At 65.1% G+C, this 24,226-nt stretch carries 16 protein-coding genes; 9 read left to right on the top strand and 7 right to left on the bottom strand.

Going from position 1 to position 24,226, the window contains the following annotated elements:
- Positions 1–36: 36 nt before the first annotated feature.
- From ACWKSV_RS00610 to ACWKSV_RS00600, 3 genes are all read right to left on the bottom strand, one after another.
- On the bottom strand, positions 37–2,115 hold the full coding sequence (locus ACWKSV_RS00610; protein WP_083706583.1) for a TonB-dependent siderophore receptor: 2,079 nt from the start codon (positions 2,113–2,115) through the stop codon (positions 37–39).
- Between the two features lie 797 nt (positions 2,116–2,912).
- Positions 2,913–4,634, bottom strand: coding sequence for a methyl-accepting chemotaxis protein (locus ACWKSV_RS00605; RefSeq protein ID WP_076715450.1), 1,722 nt, complete (start codon positions 4,632–4,634; stop codon positions 2,913–2,915).
- 458 nt (positions 4,635–5,092) lie between these two features.
- Complete coding sequence (locus ACWKSV_RS00600) at positions 5,093–6,340, bottom strand: DUF2254 domain-containing protein (protein ID WP_083706581.1); 1,248 nt, start codon at positions 6,338–6,340, stop codon at positions 5,093–5,095.
- Between the two features lie 295 nt (positions 6,341–6,635).
- Here ACWKSV_RS00600 and ACWKSV_RS00595 point away from each other — a divergent pair, with 295 nt between their 5' ends.
- From ACWKSV_RS00595 to ACWKSV_RS00580, 4 genes are all read left to right on the top strand, one after another.
- Positions 6,636–7,442, top strand: coding sequence for a transporter (locus ACWKSV_RS00595; protein ID WP_076715449.1), 807 nt, complete (start codon positions 6,636–6,638; stop codon positions 7,440–7,442).
- A 148-nt stretch (positions 7,443–7,590) separates the two neighbouring features.
- Positions 7,591–7,812, top strand: coding sequence for a hypothetical protein (locus tag ACWKSV_RS00590; RefSeq protein ID WP_056439254.1), 222 nt, complete (start codon positions 7,591–7,593; stop codon positions 7,810–7,812).
- Between the two features lie 9 nt (positions 7,813–7,821).
- Positions 7,822–8,022, top strand: coding sequence for a hypothetical protein (locus tag ACWKSV_RS00585; protein WP_076715447.1), 201 nt, complete (start codon positions 7,822–7,824; stop codon positions 8,020–8,022).
- 283 nt (positions 8,023–8,305) lie between these two features.
- Positions 8,306–10,648: an EAL domain-containing protein gene (locus tag ACWKSV_RS00580; protein WP_191864763.1), complete on the top strand. Its 2,343-nt coding sequence runs from the start codon at positions 8,306–8,308 to the stop codon at positions 10,646–10,648.
- Positions 10,649–10,718: 70 nt separating this feature from the next.
- Here the strand turns inward: ACWKSV_RS00580 and ACWKSV_RS00575 are convergent, their stop codons facing one another.
- From ACWKSV_RS00575 to ACWKSV_RS00565, 3 genes are read right to left on the bottom strand one after another with little or no spacing between them, the layout of a single operon-like run.
- Complete coding sequence (locus ACWKSV_RS00575) at positions 10,719–11,465, bottom strand: TadE/TadG family type IV pilus assembly protein (protein WP_237243551.1); 747 nt, start codon at positions 11,463–11,465, stop codon at positions 10,719–10,721.
- Positions 11,466–11,491: 26 nt separating this feature from the next.
- Positions 11,492–12,088, bottom strand: a complete 597-nt coding sequence (locus ACWKSV_RS00570) for a TadE/TadG family type IV pilus assembly protein (RefSeq protein ID WP_076715444.1) — start codon at positions 12,086–12,088, stop codon at positions 11,492–11,494.
- A complete protein-coding gene (locus ACWKSV_RS00565; protein ID WP_237243550.1) occupies positions 12,085–13,677 on the bottom strand; it encodes a Tad domain-containing protein in 1,593 nt (530 codons plus the stop codon). The genes ACWKSV_RS00570 and ACWKSV_RS00565 overlap by 4 nt, the downstream gene beginning before the upstream one ends.
- Before the next feature lie 627 nt (positions 13,678–14,304).
- Here ACWKSV_RS00565 and ACWKSV_RS00560 point away from each other — a divergent pair.
- The 5 genes from ACWKSV_RS00560 (at position 14,305) to ACWKSV_RS00540 (ending at position 22,274) form a co-directional block, all read left to right on the top strand.
- Complete coding sequence (locus ACWKSV_RS00560) at positions 14,305–14,976, top strand: response regulator transcription factor (protein WP_056439238.1); 672 nt, start codon at positions 14,305–14,307, stop codon at positions 14,974–14,976.
- Positions 14,966–16,321: a sensor histidine kinase gene (locus ACWKSV_RS00555; RefSeq protein WP_191864761.1), complete on the top strand. Its 1,356-nt coding sequence runs from the start codon at positions 14,966–14,968 to the stop codon at positions 16,319–16,321. The genes ACWKSV_RS00560 and ACWKSV_RS00555 overlap by 11 nt, the downstream gene beginning before the upstream one ends.
- A gap of 134 nt (positions 16,322–16,455) precedes the next feature.
- On the top strand, positions 16,456–19,677 hold the full coding sequence (locus ACWKSV_RS00550; RefSeq protein WP_191864760.1) for an efflux RND transporter permease subunit: 3,222 nt from the start codon (positions 16,456–16,458) through the stop codon (positions 19,675–19,677).
- Positions 19,670–20,845 (top strand): efflux RND transporter periplasmic adaptor subunit, encoded by a 1,176-nt coding sequence (locus ACWKSV_RS00545; protein WP_076715438.1) that lies wholly within the window; start codon positions 19,670–19,672, stop codon positions 20,843–20,845. Before ACWKSV_RS00550 ends, ACWKSV_RS00545 begins: the two co-directional genes overlap by 8 nt.
- The gene (locus ACWKSV_RS00540; RefSeq protein WP_076715437.1) at positions 20,838–22,274 is read left to right on the top strand and encodes an efflux transporter outer membrane subunit; all 1,437 of its coding nucleotides are present in this window, start codon (positions 20,838–20,840) and stop codon (positions 22,272–22,274) included. Before ACWKSV_RS00545 ends, ACWKSV_RS00540 begins: the two co-directional genes overlap by 8 nt.
- A 13-nt stretch (positions 22,275–22,287) precedes the next feature.
- Here ACWKSV_RS00540 and ACWKSV_RS00535 read toward each other — a convergent pair whose 3' ends face one another.
- The gene (locus ACWKSV_RS00535; protein ID WP_191864759.1) at positions 22,288–24,141 is read right to left on the bottom strand and encodes a PAS domain-containing protein; all 1,854 of its coding nucleotides are present in this window, start codon (positions 24,139–24,141) and stop codon (positions 22,288–22,290) included.
- Positions 24,142–24,226 lie beyond the last annotated feature (85 nt).

The raw sequence follows: 24,226 nt of genomic DNA, 5'->3' as shown, positions 1-24,226 counted from the left end.
ATATCCGACCGCCTGGACACGCTCGTGCGCGGGGCGTCAGAAGCGAGCACGCACGGAGCCGATCACTGTTCGCGGCGCGCCGGGATAGTTTTCGAGGCGTTGCACCGCTGACTCGATGAAGTAACGGTCGGTCAGGTTGCGGCCGGTGACCGACAGTTCCAGCCCGGTGCGCGGGATCGTATAGCTGACCGTCGCGTCGAACGTCGTGTAGCCGTCGACGAAGAAGCTGTTGTCGAGATCACCGCTGCGCCGTCCGACGCGCGTCACGCCACCCGCCATCGTCAATCCTTCGACGGCTCCGCCAAGGACGTAGCTGCTCCATAGCCGCGCCGACCAGCGTGGAACGTTGGTGAGTCGATTGCCCACCGCGAAGGTCTCATCCTTGCTGATCGTCGCGTCGAGGTGGCTGGCGTTGGCGATCACCTGCCACCGCCGCGTTAAATGGCCTGCGATGTCGAGTTCGGCCCCCCGGACATGCTGCTCACCGGTCTGGATGGAAAAGCCGGGATTGCCGGGGTCGGCGGTCGCGACATTGCGCTTGCGGATGTCGAAGACACTGACGGTGGCGGTCAGCCGGTCACCGGCGGGATCGAACTTGACCCCGGCCTCCCATTGCCGACCCCGTTCGGGATCGAGGTAGCTGCCGTCCACCCGCTGACCGGTCTGCGGCTGGAAGCTCTGCCCGAACCCGCCGAACAGCGACACTGCGGCGACAGGCTGAAGCACGATGCCGGTGCGGAACGTCGTCGCGCCGCTGTCGCGATCGGCGCGCGCCGATGTGCGCCGGTCGGTTTGGCGATCGCGAACCTCGTCGTGGCGGACGCTGCCGAGCAGCTTGAGCCAGTTCGTCACGGTCACCTGATCCTGCACATAGGCACCGTAGAGATCGGAGCGGCGCAAGAAGCTGGCATTGGGCGATACGCGGGGCGGCGTGGCCGTATAGAGAGGCGCGAGGATGTCGATCGCAGCGATATTCGCCCGGTCATTGACGAAGTCGAGCGTAGCGCGGCTATAGTTGACCCCGGCCAGCACCGTGTGGCCGATGCCGGCGGTGGCGAAGCGCGCCAGTGCCTCGCCGCGGATATCGGCGGTATCCAGTTGCTCGGTACGTACCGTCGCGCGCCGGGTCAGCGTGCGTCCGTTGCTGGTGAGCGCGCGATTGTCGATCGCGTAATCGTCGTCGACGGTCGCCTCGACGTAACGCGCATTGAGCCGCAGCGTCAGCCACTCGGCCGCGTCATGCGCGATGTCGAGCGACGCGCGCGAGCGGTGCGCCGCCGTGCGCGACCAGGGTTCGGCCAAGAACCGGTCTCTCGGCAACGTGATGCGATTGTCCGCACCCACGACCAGGCCACGCTCGAACGGCCCGCGCTGGCTGGCATGGTCGAGGTCGAGGTTGATGACGGTCGCCGTGGCTGGCGACCAACGAGCGGAGGCCGCGATGAACTGGCGGGTCGAGTCCACCGTTTCGGCGCCGCGAAATCCTTCCAGCGTCTGCGCCGCGCCGGTGAGCCGCACCGCCAGCGTGTCGGTAACCGGCCCACTCGCCGTCGCCGATACCCGTGCGAAGTCGAAGCTGCCGCCCTGGATCTCCATTTCGGCGGTAGGGCGATCGGTCGGTCGTCGGGTCGAGATGTTGATGACGCCGCCGGGATCGCCTTGGCCGTACATGACCGAGGCGGGGCCTTTCAGGACCTCGACCGACTGCACATTGGCGAGATCGAGAAAGACTTCCGACCGATCGGACACGCGGTTGAGCAGCACGCCGTCGATCGCGTATCGCGGCGTCGCAAAGCCCCGCACCTGGAAGATCTCACCGCGGTTGCCCGCCGTGGTGGTCGGCTGCACGCTGGAGACGTTGCTCAATACGTCGGTGAGGCGGATGCTGTTCTGATCTTCGATCACGCTGCGCGTCACGATCTGGATCGATTGCGGTATGTCCCTGACCGGCGTGGCGGTGCGCGTTGCCGCATCGGTTTCGTCATCGGTGTAGGCCGATCGTTCACCGGTGACGACGATGTCCCTTCGGTCCTGTTCGGGTTCGACCGCGCTGGCCAGCACGGGCGAGGAAACAAGCAGACATGGCGATGCCACGCCGGCGAGCCAGCGGATCATGAGGTGCTCCCTGAGGTTACCCCCCTACGGGGTACTATTTGATACTGATATCCGTTATCAATAGGCTACCTTTAATGCAATCGCTTGCGTGCTTGTCGTGCATCTGCCGCGAGGCTGCGTCAGTGCTCTACCGCGACGGCGGTTTACCCCGGCGTCACCGGAACCCTGTCCGCAGTCAACGCGTCCGAGCCGACGGATGCAGAGGCTCGGGTTGAATGCGACGCTGCCGTCACCATCGCCGCGGCGTGGAGCAAAGACCGAACGATGTTCATGAGCAGCCTCTCAAGCGGTTCTCGCGGCGCATAGCCGCTGCGGGCCTGTGATGGCCCGTGCCGCTCTTTTCACGCCGCTATAGTTAAGCTGAAGGCTTCGTCCTCAGCAGCATTGGATTCTGAAAACCCTTTCCAGTTCCCGATATTTGATTCTAACGGAGAATGGCTTGGCCGTCTTGCGGGCCGTTCACAATCGGGACGGCCGGTGCCGACCAGGGTTGTGCGGTCATGCCTACGGCGACCAACGTCGAGTTTGGACAAAAGCTGCCGCTCGGATTGCAGGAACGGGCTCTCGCTCCATGCCCTCGCAATTTCTAGGCGCGACGACATTCGGCATGTTCAGCGATCGAGCGCTTCAGAAATCAATCCTGCATTTCGGGCAGTGCCGTTGCCAGCCCCCCGCAGCGATGGGATCGCCGTCGCTGCGGGGAACGGGCGGGCCGGGTGGAGATCGCCGTCCGGTCGAGGCGCGCTCAAGTGCAGGAATCCGCTGGCCGTCCGTCTCTTGCCCGCCGGAGGAACGTCCTATCCGATGGCGGCGCGCCGATAACGGTGGTCGTCCAGGCTGGCGATATTCGTCGCGGTTCGTCCACCGTGATGGGCGATCGAGAAGCGCGCCATTTGCCGGGAGAGTTCGTCGGCCTCCCCCGCCAGGCTGCGGACCGCTGCCGTCGCCTGTTCGACCATGGCGGCATTTTGCTGCGTCACCATGTCCATCTGGCCGACCGCGATGTTGACCTGTTGAAGCCCGCTGCTCTGATTTTCCGCAGAGACGGCGATGTCGTTGACCAGATGGTTGATCTCCGTGATGCGCGTCACGATACGCGCCAGCGCCTGACCCGTTTCGTTGACCAGCCCGACACCCGCATCGACCTGTTCGGCGGACACAGAGATGCGCGCTTTCACGTCCTTGGCCGCATCGGCCGACCTTTGCGCCAGCGCACGAACCTCCGAGGCGACGACGGCAAAGCCCTTTCCGGCGTCGCCCGCCCGCGCCGCCTCGACCCCGGCGTTGAGCGCCAGCAAATTGGTCTGGAACGCGATGCCGTCGATGACCGAGATGATGTCGGAGATTTCGGTCGAGGCGCGCTCGATCCCGTTCATCGCCGCCACCGCATCCTCCATGATCCGGCCGGAATGCTGGACCTCGTCCTTGGCCTGGCCGACCATCTGGCGAGCCAGCCCCGCCTGCTCGGCCGTCTTGCGCACGGTGGTCGTGATCTCGGCCATCGCGGCGGCGGTTTCTTCCAGGCTGGCCGCCTGTTGCTCGGTCCGTTGCGACAGGTCGTCCGAGGCCTGCCGGATGTCCGAGGTGCCGTCGATGATGCCCCCGGTCGAGGCGGAAACCTGGGCCATGGCGGCTTGAAGCGCGTCCGCCGCCCGATTGAAGTCGCGCTTGATCGCGGCGAAGGGGCCGTCGAGATCGCTATCCAGCCGGGACAGGAGATCGCCGTCCGCCAATCTGGACAGGGCCGCCCCCACGCTGTCGACGATGAGGCAGGCTTGCGCGTTCTTGGCCTCGTCCGCCGCGAGCAAGCGCCCGCGCAGATTGCCGAGCGCGGCCGCCAGTTGCCCGACCTCGTCGCGTCGGTCGGCATCGGCATCGATCGACGTCACGGCCATGTTCCCGCTCGCCAATGCCGTCAGGCCGTCGGTGACGGCGTTCACCGGCCGGGCGATCTGCCGGACCAGCAGGATGAGGATGGCGACGGCCAGCAACAGGCTGATCAGCATTCCCCCGAAGATGGCGCGGGAAATCATGACGAAGGCCGCCTCCGCCGACGCCTGCCTTTCGGCCAGCAAACGGTTTTCCGTGGCGATCACGGCCCCCGCCTGTGCACGCAGCCGGTCCATCAGCGCCTTGCCCAGTCCCTTCGCCGCGCTGACGCGCGCTTCCGCCTGTGTCGCGGGCACGGCCATCAATGCGATATTGGGCCGCGCCACCTCGTCACGCCAGCGCTTGGCCAGCGCACCGACATCGGTCAGGCGAAGCTGCTGCCCCGGATTGTCGCCGGTCAATTGACGGGCTTCCTTCATGGCGCGGTCGAAATCCAACGCGCCCTGGTCATAGGGCGCCAGAAAATCCCGGTTGGCCGTCAATAGATAGCCGCGAAGCCCCGTTTCCTGATTGATCATCGCCTCGACGAGCTTGTTGGAGGCCATGATGACCTTGTACGTATGCTCGTTGATATTCGTCGTTTCGCGGACCTGATTCTTTTTGGTGTATATGACGAAATTCGTCGTCAAGCTTAGCGCCAGAATAATTCCCAAACATAGGGCAAGCTTTCTTACCATTGTAAGGTTATCAAAAAAGCGCATAAGATCATGTTCCGATGATATTCGCCTCTTGCCATACGCGGGCATTTGGCGATGAGCCGACTAAAGGTCGCAACTCCGGATCTTTAACACCGATGACGCCAGGGCGATCATATATGGCATTTCCGCAGTCACGACAGGCGGCCTGATAGGAAGCGCCCCTTAAAAACCGGTATACAGTCTTCAAATATGTCGAAAATTCAAACAACTAAGATTTTTGACGGATAGTTGTTTTCAAGGAACCATCCGCGACGTCATGCATTATCCGGCGTTTTTCAAAATTATTCCGCTGCTCGACGCGATAGGACAGGTTCGACATTCATCGCAATTGTACTAATCACGAATACTATTGCCGGATCGGCCAGCCGCCCGTGGCGGACGACCGGAAACTACCGCCCCCGCATATCGTCCTGATAGACGGCCAGCGTTCTGGCCAGCGCGGCTTGGTCGCACATCACGCGCTCGACATTCTGCTTCAGTTCGTTCCCAAGCGCCTGCGTGGTCGGGAGGGCGTGAGGCAGGGTTTCCCCCAAGGCGTGGAGCACCTTGAAGGCGCGAATGGCTACCTCCTCTTCCCCGGCGCCCTCGCGTATGATCGGCGCGAAACCGGCCCGGATCAGTTCGTCCACGGAGGGACGCGGCACATGGACCGGCGGTAACTCTTCGTCCGATGGCGACGCCTGCGCCGGAAGTTCGCTCAGGGTTCTGAGTAGCGCATTCAACACCTCGATGGCGGTACCCGGATCATTGGTGGCGGGTGCCAGCGCCCGTCCGGCGATCTCGCCCAATGCAATCTGCCCCAGTCGAGGATCATGATCGAAATCGCGATGCCGCTCGATCACGAAGGCGCGTGACAATTCGTCATCGAGTTCGGCGTGCCCCCCGACCGCTCGGAGCAGCGGGCGCCCCTTGTGTACCAGCGTGCCGGGAATCGCTTCCACATGCACGATGATGTCACGATCCCGCGCCAGGGCGGCGAGGTGTCCGATATCGACATGCGTCACATAGCCGATGCTCGGCGAGGTCACTGATCGCGCATTCGCGGGGATCGGGACAGGCGGTCGCCCGCCTTGATGGGGGTCTTTCGCAAACGTCACGATCGCGGATCGCGCCGCATCCTCGACCCGGTCGATCACGTCCGACATCCGCCCGAAGGCGGCGAGATGGGCGATCCAGCGCAAGAGGGTTACGACCACCAGCGCCACGAGCAGGACCGTGGAGATCAGGAGCAGCACACGCCCCTGCCCGCCATAAAGCCGCGTTTGCAGGCCAATGATGCCGACGACGGAAAAGATGAAGGCGCCCAGGAATGTCGACAGCGCATTTTGCGACATGCGATCCGAGATCAGCAATTGCGTCGCGCGCGGCGTCGCCAGCTGCGTCGCGGACGAATAGGCGCTGACCATCGCCGTCAGGGAAAAGGTGGTCACGGCCAGCATCGACGAGGCGATGATCTGCAGGACCGTACCGACGGCGTTTTGACCGATATCGCCGGTGAAATGATAGGGCAGCGCTCGTGCGACAATGCCTGCGAACGCGGCGACCACCACGCTGGCGAGGCTGATAAGGGCCGCTCGAAACCATATTTTCCGGGCGATACGACGGAGCAGCCATGCGATACGGGCCTTGGAGATCATCGGGGTCCTTCACTTCCTTTCGCCGCCGGTGCGATCCTGGTTGACGATGATCGCCATCCCCCCGCCATGGGTTCTCGCAGCGGCGGACGCGATCAAAGGCCGACAGCGAACCGTCGGGTATCCGGCAGCTAATACGCAAGGCGCGGATGTTCGGCTCAATGGGCTTCGTTCGATCGGCGGTTTTTCCCCGGTCACGCCCGACGCGTTTCTCTTGAAACCGGCGACGGCTTTATCGTTGCATCGCGCCGACAAACCGATGCAAGGCTTATGGATCAGATAGTTACAGGGGGCGGCGATGGTGAAGGCTTGGGGTTGGCTGCTGGGTGCCGCGATGATGTCGATCGGGGTTCCTGCCCTGGCCGAAGACGAACCCCGTTTCTGCCCCACCCGCCCGAACCTCGGCGGATCGAGTTGCACGACCGAGCCGGGGCGGGTGCATTTCGAGATATCTACGCTGGACTGGCAGCGGGACGACCAGCCCGATCTGCGCGAAGACCGTATCGTCACCGCCGACATCCTGACCCGCGTGGGTATCGGCAAGAACACCGAGCTTCAACTCGACTGGGTCGGCTATGGCCGGGACCGGACGCGCGACAAGGCCACGGCGCTGGTCGACACCGCGACGGGCACCGGCGATGTGACCTTCGCCATCCGCCAGCATTTGGCCGGGCAAAAGGGAAAACCTTTCTCGGCGGGCGTACAGGCCTTCGTCACCGCGCCGACGGGGCGCTATCCGATCGGTGCGGGAAGCTGGTCGACGGGGATCATCATCCCGGTCCAATATGAGCTGACGGAAAAGCTGGCGATCGCCGTGACGGGGGAAGCCGATGCGGCGGCGAACCAATCCGGCCATGGGCGCCATCTGGCCTATAACGAGATCACCGGCCTGCGCTACAAATTCACCGACGCGGTTACGGCTACGGCCGAAATGTCGCTGGAGCGCGACGACGAACCCGATCAGCATGAGACGATGGCCCTGGCCGCCCTGTCGGCGGCGTGGCGGCCGACCAAAGTGCTTCAGTTCGACATCTTGGCGGCAACGGGCCTCAACGCGGCCGCGCCCCATCTGCGTCTCGTCACGGGCGGCGCCATTCTCTTCTGACCCTCTCGTCGCCCCCGTCCCATCTTCTGAATGCGTGCGATCCGTTGGAGCCGGACGGCGGCGCAGTCATGGCCGATATCGATGCGTTTGCCCGATCGCGAAGGTCGTGCGTTCACCCCGCTCCGAAACGCCGAAGAAGGACAGGATAATGGATTCAGCCGCCCAGACCCGCCGACGCGAGATCGCGACCGAGCACCTGCTGTTCAAGACGATGGAATATGTCGAGGCCCGGCATCCCGGCCTGCTCGATTTTCTTGAGGCCAGCCTCGATCACCTGGGCGATCCTTCGGACGGGCCGGACAAGGACGACGCGGCGGTTCGCGAGATCGCCCGGCGCATGATCACCGGCGCGCGGCGCGAAGGCGCCTGAGCCACCGGCATGGCCCTGCACTTCGTGGGCTTTCGCGGCGACGAATATGCCCGCGCGGTGCGGGTCTTCGGCCAGCCGGACTTCATCCATATCGGTTGGGACCGCTGGGCGAAATTGGAGATACAGCCCGACGACATGGCGGTGTTTGCAACGGGAACGGCAGAGGACGAACCCTCCCTCTACAGCTTTCCCGACATCCGGGAGGCGTAAGGTCCGACACCGGATGGGCTTTGGAGCGGAACCTGACAGAGTCGTCGCGCGCGGTCGCCCAGTCGATGTGGTCTTGCTTCATATTTCAAGTTAACGATCAGGGGCACGGGAGGGCTCGACATGCCCCTCCCGTTCATCATGACATTCCACCGGAAATCGCCCTTGCCGTCGGTTCGGAATGTACCGGTCGCCGCCCATCGGGGGAAATTAACCATTTCCCTTAACTGTCCATTTTAGGCACTGATTTAAGTTATGTTTCTATCGCCGCCGGTCTGGAGGACCGATGCGCTTTCTAACCTGCCTCGCCTATGACCATGATCTGCGTCTGATATTGCTCGCCGCGATATTCTGCCTGACGGGGTCCGCGATCACGATCAGACTGCTCCAGCGGCTGCGCTCCGCCGCTCCCGGCACCCTTCTGGCCTGGGTGTTCATGGGCGGCGTATCGACCGGCGCGACCATCTGGTGCACGCATTTCATCGCGATGATGGCATACCAGCCGGGTGTGGCGGTCGCCTATGACCCGCTGCTCACGGCCCTTTCGCTGGTTATCGCCATCTTCGGCAGTTCGATCGCACTGGCCGTCGCGGCCCGTCGCCAGCCATTTGCCCCGGCGGCGGGAGGCATGCTGTTCGGCCTGGCGGTCACCGCGATGCACTATACCGGCATGATGGCTTTCGCGGCCAGGGGGCTGGTGGAATGGTCGCCCGCCTATGTGACCGCGTCGATCCTGTTCTCCGTTGTCTTCGGGGCGATGGCGTTCCGCCGCGCCTTGTCGCGCGGTAAGCGGGGCAATCCCTGGCCTGCCACCGCCCTCATGGTGACGAGCATCGTCCTGCTCCATTTCACGGGCATGGCGGCCCTGACGGTCATCCCCGTCGCCCCGGAGCCGGGCCAGGTGGACAGCCAGAGCGCGACGATGGTCATGGCATTTGCGGTCGCGGCGGTCGGGCTTTTGGTGCTTGGCACGGGTTTTGCCACCTCTGTCCTCGATACGTCGGCCCATATCGCCTGGCAGCGTCGCCTGGCCCAGGTGATGGAGGGCAGCGTCGATGCCATGATCGTGGAAAGCGGCGGCGTGATCGTCGCCGCGAACGGTGCCTTCACCGAGCTTCTGGGCACCAACGACGATGTCCTGGGCCAATCGCTGCACCGCTGGGTTTCGGACATCGGCTCGGTCGAGCCCGGTTCCCTGGCACAGCGGACCCTGCAAGCCGCCGACGGCTCCCCCATCCCCGTCGAGATCGCCCTTCGCGTCGATACGAGCGAGACGAAATCCTTCATGATCTACGCCCTTCGCGACGTGCGTCAGCGATTGGCGCAGGAGCGGCGCATCGCGCATCTGGCGCGCAATGACGGGCTGACCGGCTTGCCCAATCGCGCATCCTTTCTGGAATGGTCGCATCGCCAGGCGGCCCCAGACGGACCGGGGCGTCCGCTGGCCTTGCTGTCGATCGATCTCGATCGATTCAAGGAAGTCAACGACACGCATGGCCATGCCGCGGGCGATCATCTACTGGCGACGATCGGCATGCGGATGAAGGCACTGGCGCGGCCCGGCGAGTTCCTCGCCCGCCTGGGCGGCGACGAATTCGTCGCGTTGATCGGCATCGACAGTCACGAGGATGCGATCGACCTGATCGATCGCCTGCGGACCGCGATCACCATGCCCGTCGAATATGACCGCTCGACGCTGAGCTGCGGCATGAGCGTGGGTGTCGCGCTGTGGCCGCAGGACGCCGAAGAGATTTCGGCGCTGATCAACAATGCCGATCTCGCCATGTACCGGGCGAAATCGAGCATCGCGACGGACTTTTGCTTTTACGAGGAGGAAATGGACCAGACGGTCCGCGCCCGTCGTCGTATCGCCACCGAACTGCGTGATGCGCTGGACCATGACCAGTTCGCCATCCATTGGCAGGTGCAGGCATCGGTCGAGACGGGCGAGATCACCGGTTACGAGGCACTGCTGCGCTGGACGAAACCCGACGGCACGAATGTTTCGCCGTTCGAGTTCATCACCATTGCCGAACAGACGGGTCTGATCCTGCCGATCGGCGAATGGGTCCTGCGACGTGCCTGCCAGGAAGCGGCGGCCTGGCCCCTTCCCTGGAAGATCGCGGTGAACCTGTCCCCCGTCCAGCTCGGTCACGTCGACCTGCCCCGGCTCGTCCATCAGATACTGATCGAGACCGGCCTGGCACCCACCCGACTGGAACTGGAAATCACCGAGTCCGCGATGATCACGGACCCCGAGCGCACGACGCATGTATTGCGCCAGTTGAAGGCATTGGGGGTGTCGATCGCGATGGACGATTTCGGCACCGGCTATTCGTCGCTATCGACGCTGCGCTCCTTCCCCTTCGACAAGATCAAGCTCGACCGCTCGTTCATGACCGAACTGGATATCGCACCGCAATCGGCCGCGATCATCCGGGCGGTGCTGGCGCTGGGGGAAAGCCTGGCGATTCCCATTCTCGCCGAGGGTGTGGAAACCAGTTCGCAGCTCGAATTCCTTCGCGCGGAGGGATGCAACGAAGCGCAGGGTTATCTGCTGGGCCGCCCCGGTCTGATGAAGCCGGAGGAAGACGTAGGCGAGCCGGGATCCAGCAAACACGCCGCCTAGGGGTTCGACCTTGGCGTCCGGCGGATCGGGTTCATCCCACCGGACGCCTGGGGCGGTTGCGGTGCGGCGCTTACACCGTCGGAGCCGCCGCGCTATATATCTGGCAGTCCGCGCGTTTGGCTCCGGTCAGATTGCCGTCATTGCGCAGGGAATAGCTGGTTCTCTCGCGGACGTTGAAGGCGACGACGCGCTTGATCCTCAGCTTGCCGAACGCCGTGGTGATCAGGCTGACCGGCGCGATGGGCTGGTAATCATAGACGACCTCGGCCACCATCACGGCCGTGCCGCCCGCCGCGGCGATCTGGCTCCCCGCCTTGCCGACGCCGTCGATGGTCGACGCGGTTTCCACCGCGCCATGATCGTCATTCGTCTTGTCGTCCAGATTGGTGATCGGGGCTCCGGCATCGTTCATCGGACCGCCGATCGATGACGGGGCCGCCAGCGCACCGGCGCAACGCTGCCACCGGAACCATTGACGGTATCCGTTGGGGTTGGTGGCCGACACCGGTCCCTTGCCGCCCGTTCCGGTGGTCGATGTCCGCTGTTCGAGATCGGACAGAATGATCCGCCCCTTGGACGCCAGGGAGAGCGGTTCCCCCATCTTCATCGCGCCGATCATGATCTCCGTCACATCGGCTTCGTCGATCGTGGTGCGAACCCGACCGGCATTATCGGCGACCGCCATCGCGATCTGCGAAACCCGCAGGTTCGCAATGACGTAATTGCCGACCTCGATCCCACCGAGGCCAACGAACAGGATCACCGGCGCGGCAAGCGCAAACTCGATCATCGCGACGCCGCGCCGATTGCCGGTCACGTGGCCGAGCCGCCTGGCAGGACAGGTTATCGGCACAGTGTCACCGGCTCGGCTTGCGAGGCATAGGGCTGGTTTTTCAACATGGTCGTGGCGGTCAGCCTGGTCATCCCGCTCCAGCCGATCAACCGGCTCATCGGCACGATTTCGGGATAGGTCACCGTCGCGGTGTACAGCACCACATCGTCCGAACCACCGGTGCCCGCGCGCGCGCCGTCAGCGTCCCAGACGCCGTTGCCATTGATGTCGAGGAAACAGTCCCCGGCATTATACTGCCCCAGCGGCGGTGTGTCGGTGGTGATCGGTTCGGGCTTGGCCACCTGCTGGAACTTGCCGTAGCTGGTGGGAACGACGACGACATCGGCGTCTCGCGAAATCGCCTTGACGCTGTCGGAGACCATCGCGGTCAACTGCGCGGACGTCGTGCTGGTCCCGATCGTGACCCGCCGGGCTGCGCGGTCCAGCGCATCCTGCACCTGCGTGGCGACATATTGGCGGTAGCCCAGGTCGAACAGGCCGCACATGATCACGATGGCGGGCAACGAGATCAGGGCGAACTCGACGACCGAGGCGCCCCGACGATCGCGGCCGATACGGCGTACCGCACCCCCACATCCCACCTTCATTGGGTCAGCCTCAACGCGCCGATATTCTTGCCGATTTCGACGAAACGCTCGATCAACGCCGCTTGGTTTGACGAGGTAGAGGCCTGGCTGGGCATGCTCGCACAGTTGGTCAGCGATGCGTCAAGCGACGTGGCGAAGCCGATCACCCAGATGGAATATCCCATGGACTTGGCCTGCGAGCACAGCAGGTTGAAGCGCTGCTTGTGACGGGCAAGCTGATCGGCTTCGTCGGAATAGTCGCCACCGGGCGTGACGCGACCATCGAGCCGCTCCACGCCGTAAGACGAATAGAGGCCAGTATAGCCGGTATCGAACAGTCCGTCCGTCATGAAGATGATGTATTTCTTGACCGGCATCATATTGTACTTTTCCGGGTTATTGCTGCCGAAAATACCCCCTGACGAAGCCCAGCGCACACCCCATATCATCCCGTTATCATGATAGGTGCCGCCGTCCGGGACTAGAGTATTGAGATAATTATTCAGATCATCCCGTGTCCACCCCTGCATAGATGCAGCGGGCGATGGGCAAGCAACTTGCGGTTTGAAGCGATTACTATTGTACCGTAGCATATAACTCGTATATTCCACTTCCGGCCAATAGGGTTTCCACTTCGTCGCATCGCTGTTCGGTATCAGATCGATATTCAGATCCGTGGCGCCCGACGGGATCGCCGCGGCGCTTGATCCCATACGCACCGTCTGACGCTCTTCGACGCATCCCGCCCAAGTGACGTTCTTGGGCGTAGCCTTGACCGGCGTATCGCCACTATAATCGGCAGTGCCGACAAGTTGTGCCACATCGACGCTTGCTCCCGACACGTATTGCGACGTGTCGAAAGTCCGGGGCAGATACCGGAAATAGGTGCAGACTCCGGACCATGAATTGTAGCTGCCGTAGTAATAATCGCAATCGCTGGAACTCATCCTCGCGGTCACGACCTGCCGGGATTGATAGGTCCACGGGCCGGACAACATGTAATTGGGGTTGGCCGCGCGGATCGCCTTTCCGATATTCACGGCACTGGCATAGGGAACGACGCCGTAGCGAAGACGCATGCCGGAAGCCGTCAACTGCTTCTGCACCGGTGCAAGCTGATCGTACAGCGCCAGGACGGCCGAACGCAGCGCCTCGATCTTGGTCTGGGAGTCGCTGGACGTCGCCTTGTCCCGCATCGAGCCGGTCGTATCCAGCACGAAGACGATGTCGGTATTCACGAAATCCTGGGAGGCGTTGCAACTGACGCTTACCGGCAATTCGACGAAGCCGAATATCCGCATCAGCGACGTCGGGATCGTGGTGGCGGCATTGATGACGACGGTCGTCTTCGCCGTCGAGGCACTGGAGATGGAGGGCGTGAACGGCTTCGATCCGAACATGCCCTGCTGGAAATTGAAGTTGAAGAACTTGGCCGCCTCGGCCCGCACGCCGTCATCGACGGTCCCGTTGGTCATCGCGCGCCGACCGGCCAGCACCGCCGCATCGCATGCGATCTGCATCTGCTTGCGCGCCACATATTCGGTGCCGAGGTCGATCGCCGATCCGACGAGGGCCACGAGCGGGATCAGGAAAAACGCCCATAGCAGCATGACGTTTCCGCGCCGATCGGCGGCAATCCTGGCGAGAAGGCCGGATGCCGGAAAACGGGACGGGCGACGCCGTGGTCGAGACATTCCATGACAGGGGAACCGACAATCCATCCGTTCGCCCTATCGGCATAACGTAAAGGGCAGGTTTATGAAAAGGGGCGCTAAGCCCCTCTATCAACTGCCCTATTTCGCTTTCGACGGGCGACCGTCCGCCGGGGGCATGTGCCCGTTCGACGGCTATTCGGCCGGGTTCCGCCGCACGCCGTCGCTTGCCGTATCGCGTCTTTTCGAAGCCGAGCTGGTTGCGTTTCGATCATGGTGGGGGCGATGGGGGCGGGGGTGACGGCCGGGTTCAAAACAGGGTGTCGCCTCCGCCATGGGGGCGGCCACGTCGAAACAGTCGTTGCTCATGTCCCTCTCGTTTCGCGAGGCCATGGCAGGAGAGGCGATCAGGCCGAGCGGGATAACGATCATCCATGTGCGGGAACGGCGCATGCGAAACCCTTTTGAACCGAGTCCGTGAGAGCGCCTCTGTCGTCCCGAAGGTCGCGACTGCCGACTTAAATGAATTTCACCTGCGCCGATGCGCCTTGGCCACGCCACGGCTGTGGCGTTATGCCATGCGCCATGGCAGCCATATTGGTCATCGAAGACGACGACGCCACCGCTGCGGCGATCATGGCGGAACTGGATCGGCACGGGCACGACGCCAGCCGGGCTGCCGATGGCGATAGCGGGCTGGACCTGGCCACCCGTGAGGCGTTCGACGCGATCACGCTGGACCGGATGCTGCCCGGACTGGACGGCCTGACCCTGGTCGCCCGGCTTCGCGAACGGCACGTCACCATTCCCGTCCTGATGCTCAGCGCCCTGAGCGATGTCGACGAACGGATTGCGGGGCTTCGCGCGGGCGGCGACGACTATCTGACCAAGCCGTTCGATTTCGCCGAAATGGCGATGCGGGTCGAGGTGCTGCTCCGGCGGCGCGAACAGGCCGAGGCGGTGGTGCTGCGCGGAGGCGGGATCGAATGCGACCTGGTCCGCCGCACGGTCAAGGTGGATGGCGAGCCGGTCCGGCTGCTCCACATGGAGTTCCGCCTTCTCGAATTCCTGATGCGCAATCGCGGCGAGGTCATGACCCGGCGGATCATCTTCGAACGCGTCTGGGGCTATTATTTCGATCCGGGGGCCAATCTCATCAGCGTCCATATCGCCCGGCTGCGCAAGAAGATCGACCGGCCGGACCGACCGTCCCCGATCCTGACGGTGAAGGGAGAGGGATATCTCTTTGAAGGCTGACGCGCCGCTGCGCTGGCGCGATGTCATCCGGATCAGCACGTTCCGGCTTTCGGCCACGCTGGGGGCGGTGTTCGTCATCGGGCTGATCGCGATGCTGGGCGTCGTCTATGCCGCGACCGCCCGCGACCTGACCGCGCGCAGCGATCGGATCCTTCACGCCGCCGCGCAGCGCCTGTTGCAGGTCCCGGCCGACCAGCTGCCCGACCGTATCCGCTACGAGCTGCGCCGCGATCGCGCCGGTTTCAACTATCTGTCGCTGATCGCCGCCGACGGCACGCCGGTCGTCGGCAATATCCGCCTGTTGCGCCCCCTGCCGCCCGGCCTGCCCGTCGATGTCGAGGGCGGATCGCGCGGCCCCTTGCGACTGGTCGCGCTGCGCACCCGCGAGGGAGAGACGTTGCTGGTCGGGCGCGACATCAGCCTGCTGCGCGACCTGCGCCGGACGATCCTGGAAACATTGATCGTCAGCGGCCTGCTGACCCTGTTATGCGTCACCACCGCCGCCATCTGGTTCAGCCGGGCGCCGCTCCGCCGGGTCCGGGCCCTGCAACGCGCCAGCCGGGAGATTGCGGCAGGCGACTTCTCGGTCCGCATGCCGATCGCGGGGCGGCATGACGAACTGGACCAGTTTGCGACGACGGTGAATGCGACGGTCGAGGAGGTTGGCCGCGTCGTCGCCCAGGTCAAGGGCGCGACCGACGCCATCGCCCATGATCTGCGCACCCCCCTCACCCGCGTCCGCGCCACCCTGAACGCGCTGCATCACCGGCCGCATGATGCCGTGGAGGTGACGGCGGGCATCCGACAGGCGACCGCCGATCTCGATCTGGTGCTGGAGCGGTTCGCCGCCTTGCTGCGCATTTCCGAGCTGGAGGCGGGGCGACGCCGTGCCGGGTTCCGCACGATCGATCTGGGCATCCTCGTCGCACAGGTGGCCGAACTCTACGAACCGCTGGCCGAGGATCGCGGCATCACCCTGTCGGTCGCGACCCGGCCATGGTCGGTGGATGGCGACGACAAGCTGTTGTTCGAGGCGCTGAGCAACCTGCTCGACAATGGCATCAAGTTCGGTCGCCCCGGCGGTCGTGTCGTAATTGCCCTGGTCGAGGACGCGCAAGGACGCGCGATCGAGGTTCGGGACGACGGCCCCGGCATCGCGACCGGCGAACGCGATGCGGTGCTGCGCCGGTTCCACCGGGGGCAGGATATGCAGGACATTCCCGGCAGCGGCCTGGGCCTCAGCCTGGTCGTGGCGATCCTGCACCTGCACGGCTTCCGCCTCAGCCTGTCCGATGCGGCACCGGGCCTGTGCGTGCGCATCTCGTTGCCCCCGGCGTCGGCGTGAAATTCATTTAAGTCGCCTGCGCCCGCGATTGGCGCGATGGAGCCCCCGTCGACGACGGACAGCGGGTTCCCCACCCCCCTCGATCCCCGCGCCGTCGCCGACACCGCCCATCCCTGACGGTTACCGGGACGCCCATGCTTCAGCTCGTCAAGCTCGCCCTCAGCAAGCCCTATACCTTCGTCGTCCTCGCGATCCTGATCGTGTTGGGGGGCGGGATCGCGGCGGTCGAGACACCGACCGACATCTTTCCCGACATCCGCATTCCCGTGATCGCGGCGGTGTGGAGCTATCGCGGCCTGCCGCCGCGCGACATGTCGGGGCGCGTCATCTATTATTACGAGCGCTCCCTGTCCTCCACGGTCGGCGACATCGACCATATCGAGAGCCAGTCGCTGTCCGGCGTCGGCATCGTCAAGATCTTCTTCCGCCCCGGCGTCGACATCCGCACCGCCACTGCACAGGTGACGTCCGCCTCGCAGACCGTGCTGAAGCAGATGCCGCCGGGCATTACCCCGCCGCTGATCCTGAACTACAACGCCTCGACCGTGCCGATCCTGCAACTCGCTTTGTCGGGCAAGGGGCTGTCCGAACAGAAGATCTACGACCTGGGCCAGAACATGATCCGCCCGGCGCTGGCCTCGGTACAGGGTGCGGCGATCCCCTCCCCCTATGGCGGCAAGGAACGCCAGATCCAGATCGACCTCGATCCTGCCGCGCTTCAGGCGCATCGGCTGTCGGCGACCGACGTTGCGAACGCACTGGCGCAGCAGAACCAGATCGTGCCCGCCGGGACCGCCAGGATCGGCCAGTACGAATATAATCTCCGCCTGAACAACAGTCCCGACGCGATCGACGCGCTCAACGACCTGCCGATCAAGACGATCGACGGGACCACCGTCATGATGCGCGACGTGGCGCATGTCCGCGACGGTTCGCCGCCGCAGCGTAACGAGGTGCGCGTCGATGGCGCGCGATCGGTCCTGATGACCGTGCTGAAGAGCGGGTCGGCCTCGACCATCGCCATCGTCGATCAGGTCAAGGCGCTGATGCCCAGGCTGGCGGCGACGCTGCCGCCGGGATTGAGCGTCAAGCCGCTTTCCGACCAGTCGGTGTTCGTGAAGGCGGCGGTGTCGGGCGTGATGCGCGAAGGCGTGATCGCCGCCGCGCTGACCAGCCTGATGATCCTGCTGTTCCTCGGCTCGTGGCGGTCGACCGTCATCATCGCCGCCTCGATCCCGCTCGCCATCCTGGCCGCCATCGCCGGACTGGCGCTGGCCGGGCAGACACTTAACATCATGACGCTGGGCGGGCTGGCGCTGGCGGTCGGCATCCTGGTCGACGATGCGACCGTCACGATCGAGAATATCAACTGGCATCTCGAACAAGGCAAGTCGGTGCGCGACGCGATTCTGGACGGCGCCAAACAGATCGTCGGCCCCGCCTTCGTCTCGCTGCTGTGCATCTGTATCGCCTTCGTGCCGATGTTCTTCCTGCCGGGCGTCGCGGGCTTCCTGTTCGCGCCGATGGCGATGGCGGTGGTCTTCGCGATGATCGCCTCGTTCATCCTGTCGCGCACGCTGGTGCCGACCATGGGCAACTACCTGCTGCGCGATCATGCCGGGGCGCACACCGCCCAGGTGATGGTCAGCCACGACGCACAGGCCGGACGCCCGCAAAGCCGCAACCCGCTGCGCCGGTTCCAGCATGGCTTCGAACGCCGGTTCGAGGCGGTGCGAGGCTATTATACCGGCCTGCTCGCCTTCGCGCTCGCCCGGCGGCGGCCCTTCGTCATCGGCTTCCTGATCGTGGTGCTGATGTCGTTCGCGCTGGTGCCGATGCTGGGCCGCAACTTCTTCCCCGCGGTCGATGCGGGCCAGATCAGCCTCCACGTCCGCGCCCCCGTCGGCACCCGGATCGAGGAGACGGCGGCGCTGTTCGACCATATCGAGAACCGCATCCGCCAGGTCATTCCCGCCGACCAGCTCGACACCATCGTCGACAATATCGGCCTGCCGGTCAGCGGCATCAACCGCGCCTATTCCAATACCGGGGGCGTGGGTCCGCAGGACGGCGACATCCTGGTCACGCTGAAGGAAGACCACCGCCCCACCGCCGAGTTCGTCAAGGCGCTGCGCGAACAGCTGCCCCGGGATTTCCCCGGCTCGTCCTTCGCCTTCCTGCCCGCCGACATCGTCAGCCAAATCCTGAACTTCGGCTCGCCCGCCCCCATCGACGTGCAGGTCGCCGGGCCCGATACCAAGGGCAACGAGGCCTATGCCCGGATGCTCGTCGCCCGGCTGTCGAAGGTGCCGGGGCTGGCCGATGTCCGCCTGCAACAGGCGTCCAACTATCCCGAATATGCGGTCGACGTGGACCGCGCGCAGGCCAGCCGCCTGGGCATCACCGAAAACGACGTGACCCGCAGCCTGTCGGTCAATCTGGCGGGCAGCGCGCAGGTCGCGCCGACCTTCTGGCTCAACCCGAAGAACGGCGTGTCCTATCCGATCGTGGTGCAGTCGCCGCAATATCGCGCCAGCACCATCGAACAGCTCGACAATCTGCCGATCACCGGCAGTGCGCCGGGCAGCTTCCAGACGCTTCAGGCGCTGGGCACGCTGCACCGCGAACCCAGCCCCGCGCTCGTCTCGCATTATGCGGTGCAGCCGGTATTCGACGTCTATGCGACGCCGCAGGGTCGCGATCTGGGCGCGGTCGCCGCCGACATCGACCGGGTTCTGGCCCAGACCAAAGGCCAGCTGCCCAAGGGCGCCACGGTCGCCATGCGCGGACAGGTGGAGACGATGAACACCGCCTTCACCGGCCTGATCCTCGGCCTCGCCGGCGCGGTCATCCTGATCTATCTGCTGATCGTCGTGAACTTCCAGAGCTGGATCGATCCGCTGGTGATCGTCTCGGCCCTGCCCGCCGCGCTCGCTGGGATCGTGTGGATGCTGTTCGCGACGCACACGCCGCTCAGCGTGCCTGCCCTGACCGGCGCCATCATGTGCATGGGCGTGGCGACCGCGAACAGTGTGCTGGTGGTCAGCTTCGCCCGCGAACGGCTGGCCGACTGCGGCGATGCGATCCAGGCGGCGATGGAGGCGGGCGCCACCCGCTTCCGCCCGGTGCTGATGACCGCCTTGTCGATGATGATCGGCATGGCCCCGATGGCGCTGGGTCTGGGCGAAGGCGGCGAGCAGAATGCGCCGCTCGGCCGGGCCGTCATCGGCGGCCTGCTGTGCGCCACGCTCGCCACCCTGGTCTTCGTTCCCGTCGTCTTCGCCATCGCGCACCGCCGCCGGAAGGCGACCGCGCCCTCCCCCCTGATGCCCATCGGAGAAGCCATCCATGCATGACGCCGCCCCGGCCCCCGCTGTGTCGGCCGACACCCCCAGCCCCAAGGGCCTGAAGATCGCAGGTCTTGCCGCCGCCGTCCTGGCGATCGGCACCGTGAGTGTGGGAACCCTGGCCCGAAGCCATGACGTTGCGGCGGCGGCCAGCTGGTCCACGACCAATGCCATTCCGACCGTCCACCTGATCCCCGTCAAGGGCGGTGCGGCGACCGACATGCTCGACCTGCCCGCCACGCTGGAGGCCTGGGAAGCCGCACGGCTGTTCCCCCGTGTCGGCGGCTATGTGCGCAGCTGGTCGCAGGATATCGGCGCCCATGTCGCGGCCGGACAGGCCCTGGGCGTGATCGACACCCCCGAACTCGACCAGCAGATCGGCCAAGCGCGTGCCGCGCTGGCCAGTGCCGTCGCGCATGAGAAGCTGGCGCGCAGTACGGCCGCCCGCTGGAGTGATCTGCTGACCACTTCGTCGGTGTCCAGGCAGGAAGTCGACGAGAAGAACGGCGATCTCGCGGTCAAGACGGCCGGGGTCGCCGAGACGCGCGCCGCCCTGTCGCGGCTGGAGGCGATGAAGCGCTACGCCGTGGTCCGCGCCCCCTTTGCCGGGGTCGTGACCGCGCGCAATGCCGAGGTCGGCGATCTCGTCGGGCCCGGTGCCGCCACGCAGGCGCCGATGTTCGGCGTCGCCGATACGCACCGCATCCGCGTCTATGTCAGCGTGCCGCAATCGCTCTCTGCCACGATCAGGCCGGGCATGACCGCGACGCTGGCCGTCCCCGCCTGTCCGGGCCGCCCATTCGCCGCGACGGTCGCGGGCCTGTCGAGCGCGGTCGATCCGCAATCGGGCGCCTTCCGTGTCCAGCTGTTCGCCGACAATCCTGAAGGGCTGTTGAAGCCCGGCGGCTATGCCCAGGCCCGGTTCGCCCTGCCCGGACAGCCGGGTGCGGCGCAGGTGCCGTCCAGCGCGATCCTGTTCGGTGCCGGCGGACCCCAGGTCGCGACAGTCGACCCGCGCGGCCATGTCGTGATGCATCAGGTTCATATCGGGCAGGACAATGGCCCGACCGTTCAGATCCTGTCGGGCATCACCCCCGGCGAACAGATCGTCGACAACCCGCCGGACTCGCTGGCGCAGGGCGAGTTGGTCCGGGTGGGGCAGACGCGTCATGGCTAAACCGCTCCGCCGCTGGGTCGCAGGCGCGACGCTCGCGCTGCTGGGCGGTTGTTCGATGGCCCCGGCCTATTACCCGCCGGTCCTGCCCGCACCCGTCGCGTATAAGGAGATGCCGACCGCCGGGGACGCGATATGGAAGCCGGTGGATACCGCGGCCACCGCCCTGACCGCCGACTGGTGGACCGGCTTCGGCGATCCGCTGCTCGACCGGCTGGAGGCGCGGATCGACAGCGACAATCCCACGCTGGCCGGGGCGCTGGCCCGCTATGACATGGCGAGAGCCACGCTCGCAGGCGCGCGTTCGGGGCTGTTTCCCCGTGTCGAACTGACGCCCAGCCTCTTGCGCAACAGGCAGTCGGACGAGCGTCCTTTGCGTGGCGGCTCTCAGCCGGATTTCTATACCGCCGCGACGCTGGGGGGCGACATATCCTATGAGGCCGATCTGTGGGGGCGTGTGCGCAACTCGGTCGCCTCCGGTCGTGCGCTCGCCGAGGCCAGCCGCGACGATCTGGCGGCGGTCAAGCTCGCCCTTCAGGGGCAATTGGCGGCCGACTTCGTGCGTTTGCGGGGGCAGGACCAGCAATTGGCGCTGCTCAGCCAGACGATCGATGCCTTTGCCAGGGCCGATGCGCTGACCCGCAACCGCTTTCGCGGCGGCATCGCGACGGGCATGGATGTCGGCCGAGCCGGTGCGCTGCTCGGCGAAGCGCGCGCCCAATATGCCGCGTTGCAGGCGGATCGCGCCGTGACCGAACATGCGATCGCCAGCCTGGTCGGCCAGCCCGCCTCGATCTTCTCCATCCCGCGTCGCGATATCCCGCTCCATCTGCCGAGCGTTCCGGTCGGCGTTCCCTCCGCGCTGCTCGCCAAGCGTCCTGATGTCGCAGCGGCCGAGCGGCGCATGGCGGCGGCCAATGCGCGGATCGGCGTCGCCAAGGCGGCCTTCTTTCCCCAGATCACGCTGGGCGGCACGGGGGGATTTCAGAGCACGGCGCTGGCGGGACTGGTCGCGGCCCCCAACATCTTCTGGGCGATCGGACCGGGCGCGATCCTGAACCTGTTCGATGGCGGCAAGCGTCGCGCCGATATCGCCGCCGCGCGGGCGGACTGGAACGCCGCCGCTGCCGACTATCGGGCGCGTGCCCTGGGGGCATTTCAGGATGTCGAGGACGCCCTCGCCACGCTGCGTCACCTCGACGAGGCCCAGGCCGCGCAGGACCAGGCGGTACGATCCGCCGCCAGCACCAGCGCGATCGCGCTGGACCGCTATATCAAGGGCGCCGCGACCTATCTGGACGTCGCCACCGCCCAGGAGAACCTGCTTCGCGACCAGCAAAGCGCGCTGTCCCTGCAGACCCAACGCCTGACCGCTACCGTCGCCCTGGCCCGCGCGCTGGGGGGCGGATCGGCATTCGCGCGACCGGCCTAGATTGCAACCCGCTTCAGAGGGCGGCGTCCGCCAGGCGCCCCCTCAGCTTCAGCATCAATCCCTCGGGACGGTAATCCGTCGCGGACAATTCCCTGAAATAGGAACGGAGCGATCGTTCGATCAGGACGGAACCAAAGCCTTTGCATCGTGGCGGAATGACGGGCGGACCGCCGCGCTCCGACCACTGCACGGACAGCCGCGCGTCGCCGCCAACACCTTCCACCGACCAATGCAGCGTCGCGATACCCGAATCGTTCGACAAGGCCCCATATTTGGCGGCGTTCGTCGCCAGCTCGTGCAGCGCCAGGGCAAAGGCCATGCTGGCTTCCGGTTGCAAAACGATCGGCGGACCGTCGATGACGATCCGCTCGCCGATGCCGCCATGCGGGGCCAGCGTGCGCTCCGCCAATTCTCGGAGGTCGGCGGATCGCCACGACTTGCCGGTCAGGATGTCCGTCGCGCCGCCCAACGCGACGAGGCGCGCCGACAGGGCCTTTCCGGCGGTTTGGGTATCGGGCGAATTGCGCAACGTCTGCTGCGCGATCGACTGGATGACGGTGAGCACGTTCTTCAGGCGATGGGCCAGTTCGCCGTTGAGGTACCGCATATCCTCCTCGGCCTGCTTGCGCTCGCGAATGTCGCGGGTGACCGTCCCGTATCCGACCATTTCGCCGCTCGCATCGGTGATGGGGAAAACCGAATAGAGCATCGGGATCAGCTCGCCGGTTCCGAAATGCCGGAAGAGCACGTCACCCGACCAGCTTCCCCGCTCGGCCACGGCCGGGAGCGCTTCGTGCATCACGATTTCGAGGGCGTCAGGCAGGAAGAAATCGGCGATCGAGAGCGAGGTATAGTCCACGTCCTCCAGCCCGACGATGCCGCGGGCGGCGTCGTTCATGTAGAATATGCGCCCGTCGAGATGGGCCATCGCCACGAAATCGGTGCTGTTCTCCACCAGCCGGACGAAGCGGTCGCGCTCTTCCTCGCTCTCGCGCAATTCGGTGATGTCGCGCGAGACCGACAGGATACGGTCCCAACGCCCATCGGCGTCGAAAATGGGGCTGACCGCAACATGCCACCATTTCCAATTGCCTTTCATGGTGCTGGCGCGACCGATGAAGCTGGAGGACTGGCCCGCGCGCGCAGCCTTCAGGGCAGCCTTGGCATCCCGATTGCCGTTACCCGTCCAGAAATCGGGCCACGGACAGCCGACGATGGCGTTGAAGTCGCTGACCTCCATCACCCGCTGCCCGCCATCGCTCATGAAGGCCAGCCTGCCCTCCAGATCGAGGACCTTGATGCAATCGGTCGAGCTGGCAAGGACGCTGCCGGTGAAAGATTCGCGTTCCCGCAGATTCTCGAACGCCATGTCTCGGTCGCGCAAGGCGCGAACCCGCTCGGTGGCGTCCGAACAGATGTTCAACAGCCCCGCGATTCGCCCGCTTTCATCGTGAACCGGCGAATAGGCGAAATCCCACCAGCTTTGCTCGTCGACGCCGTCCCGGGTCATGGTGACCGGCTGATCGCGGACGGCGACACGCTCGCCACAAAGGGCGCGGTCGATCAACGGGGGGAGGACGTCCCATCGCTCGGGCCATGTCTCGCTGGCGGGCCGCCCCAGGGCGGCAGGATGGCGGTCGCCCAAAATCCGTGCATATTCATCATTATAGATCTGAATCCGATCCGCCCCCCAGATCAGACACATCGCCTGACCGGCATGGAGCATGATGTCGACAGCGGTGCACAGGCTCTGCGGCCAGTCCGCCATGGCACCGACCGACGAGGCGGCCCAGTCATGGGCGCGCACCCGCTCCATCATCATCGGGCCATGCTCGGGCGGTCTGCCTTCGTCCTTGCCAAAATCCATATGTCGTCCGCCCCCGGCTGTTGATCAGAAAGCCGTCATGCGCTTGCTGCCACCCTATGGGGGAACGGACTAACCCAACCCAGGC

This window comes from Sphingomonas sp. SphC10 (assembly GCF_057004845.1).
The sequence above is the reverse complement of the archived record's forward strand: the minus strand, read 5'-3'. Positions and strand labels throughout refer to the sequence as shown.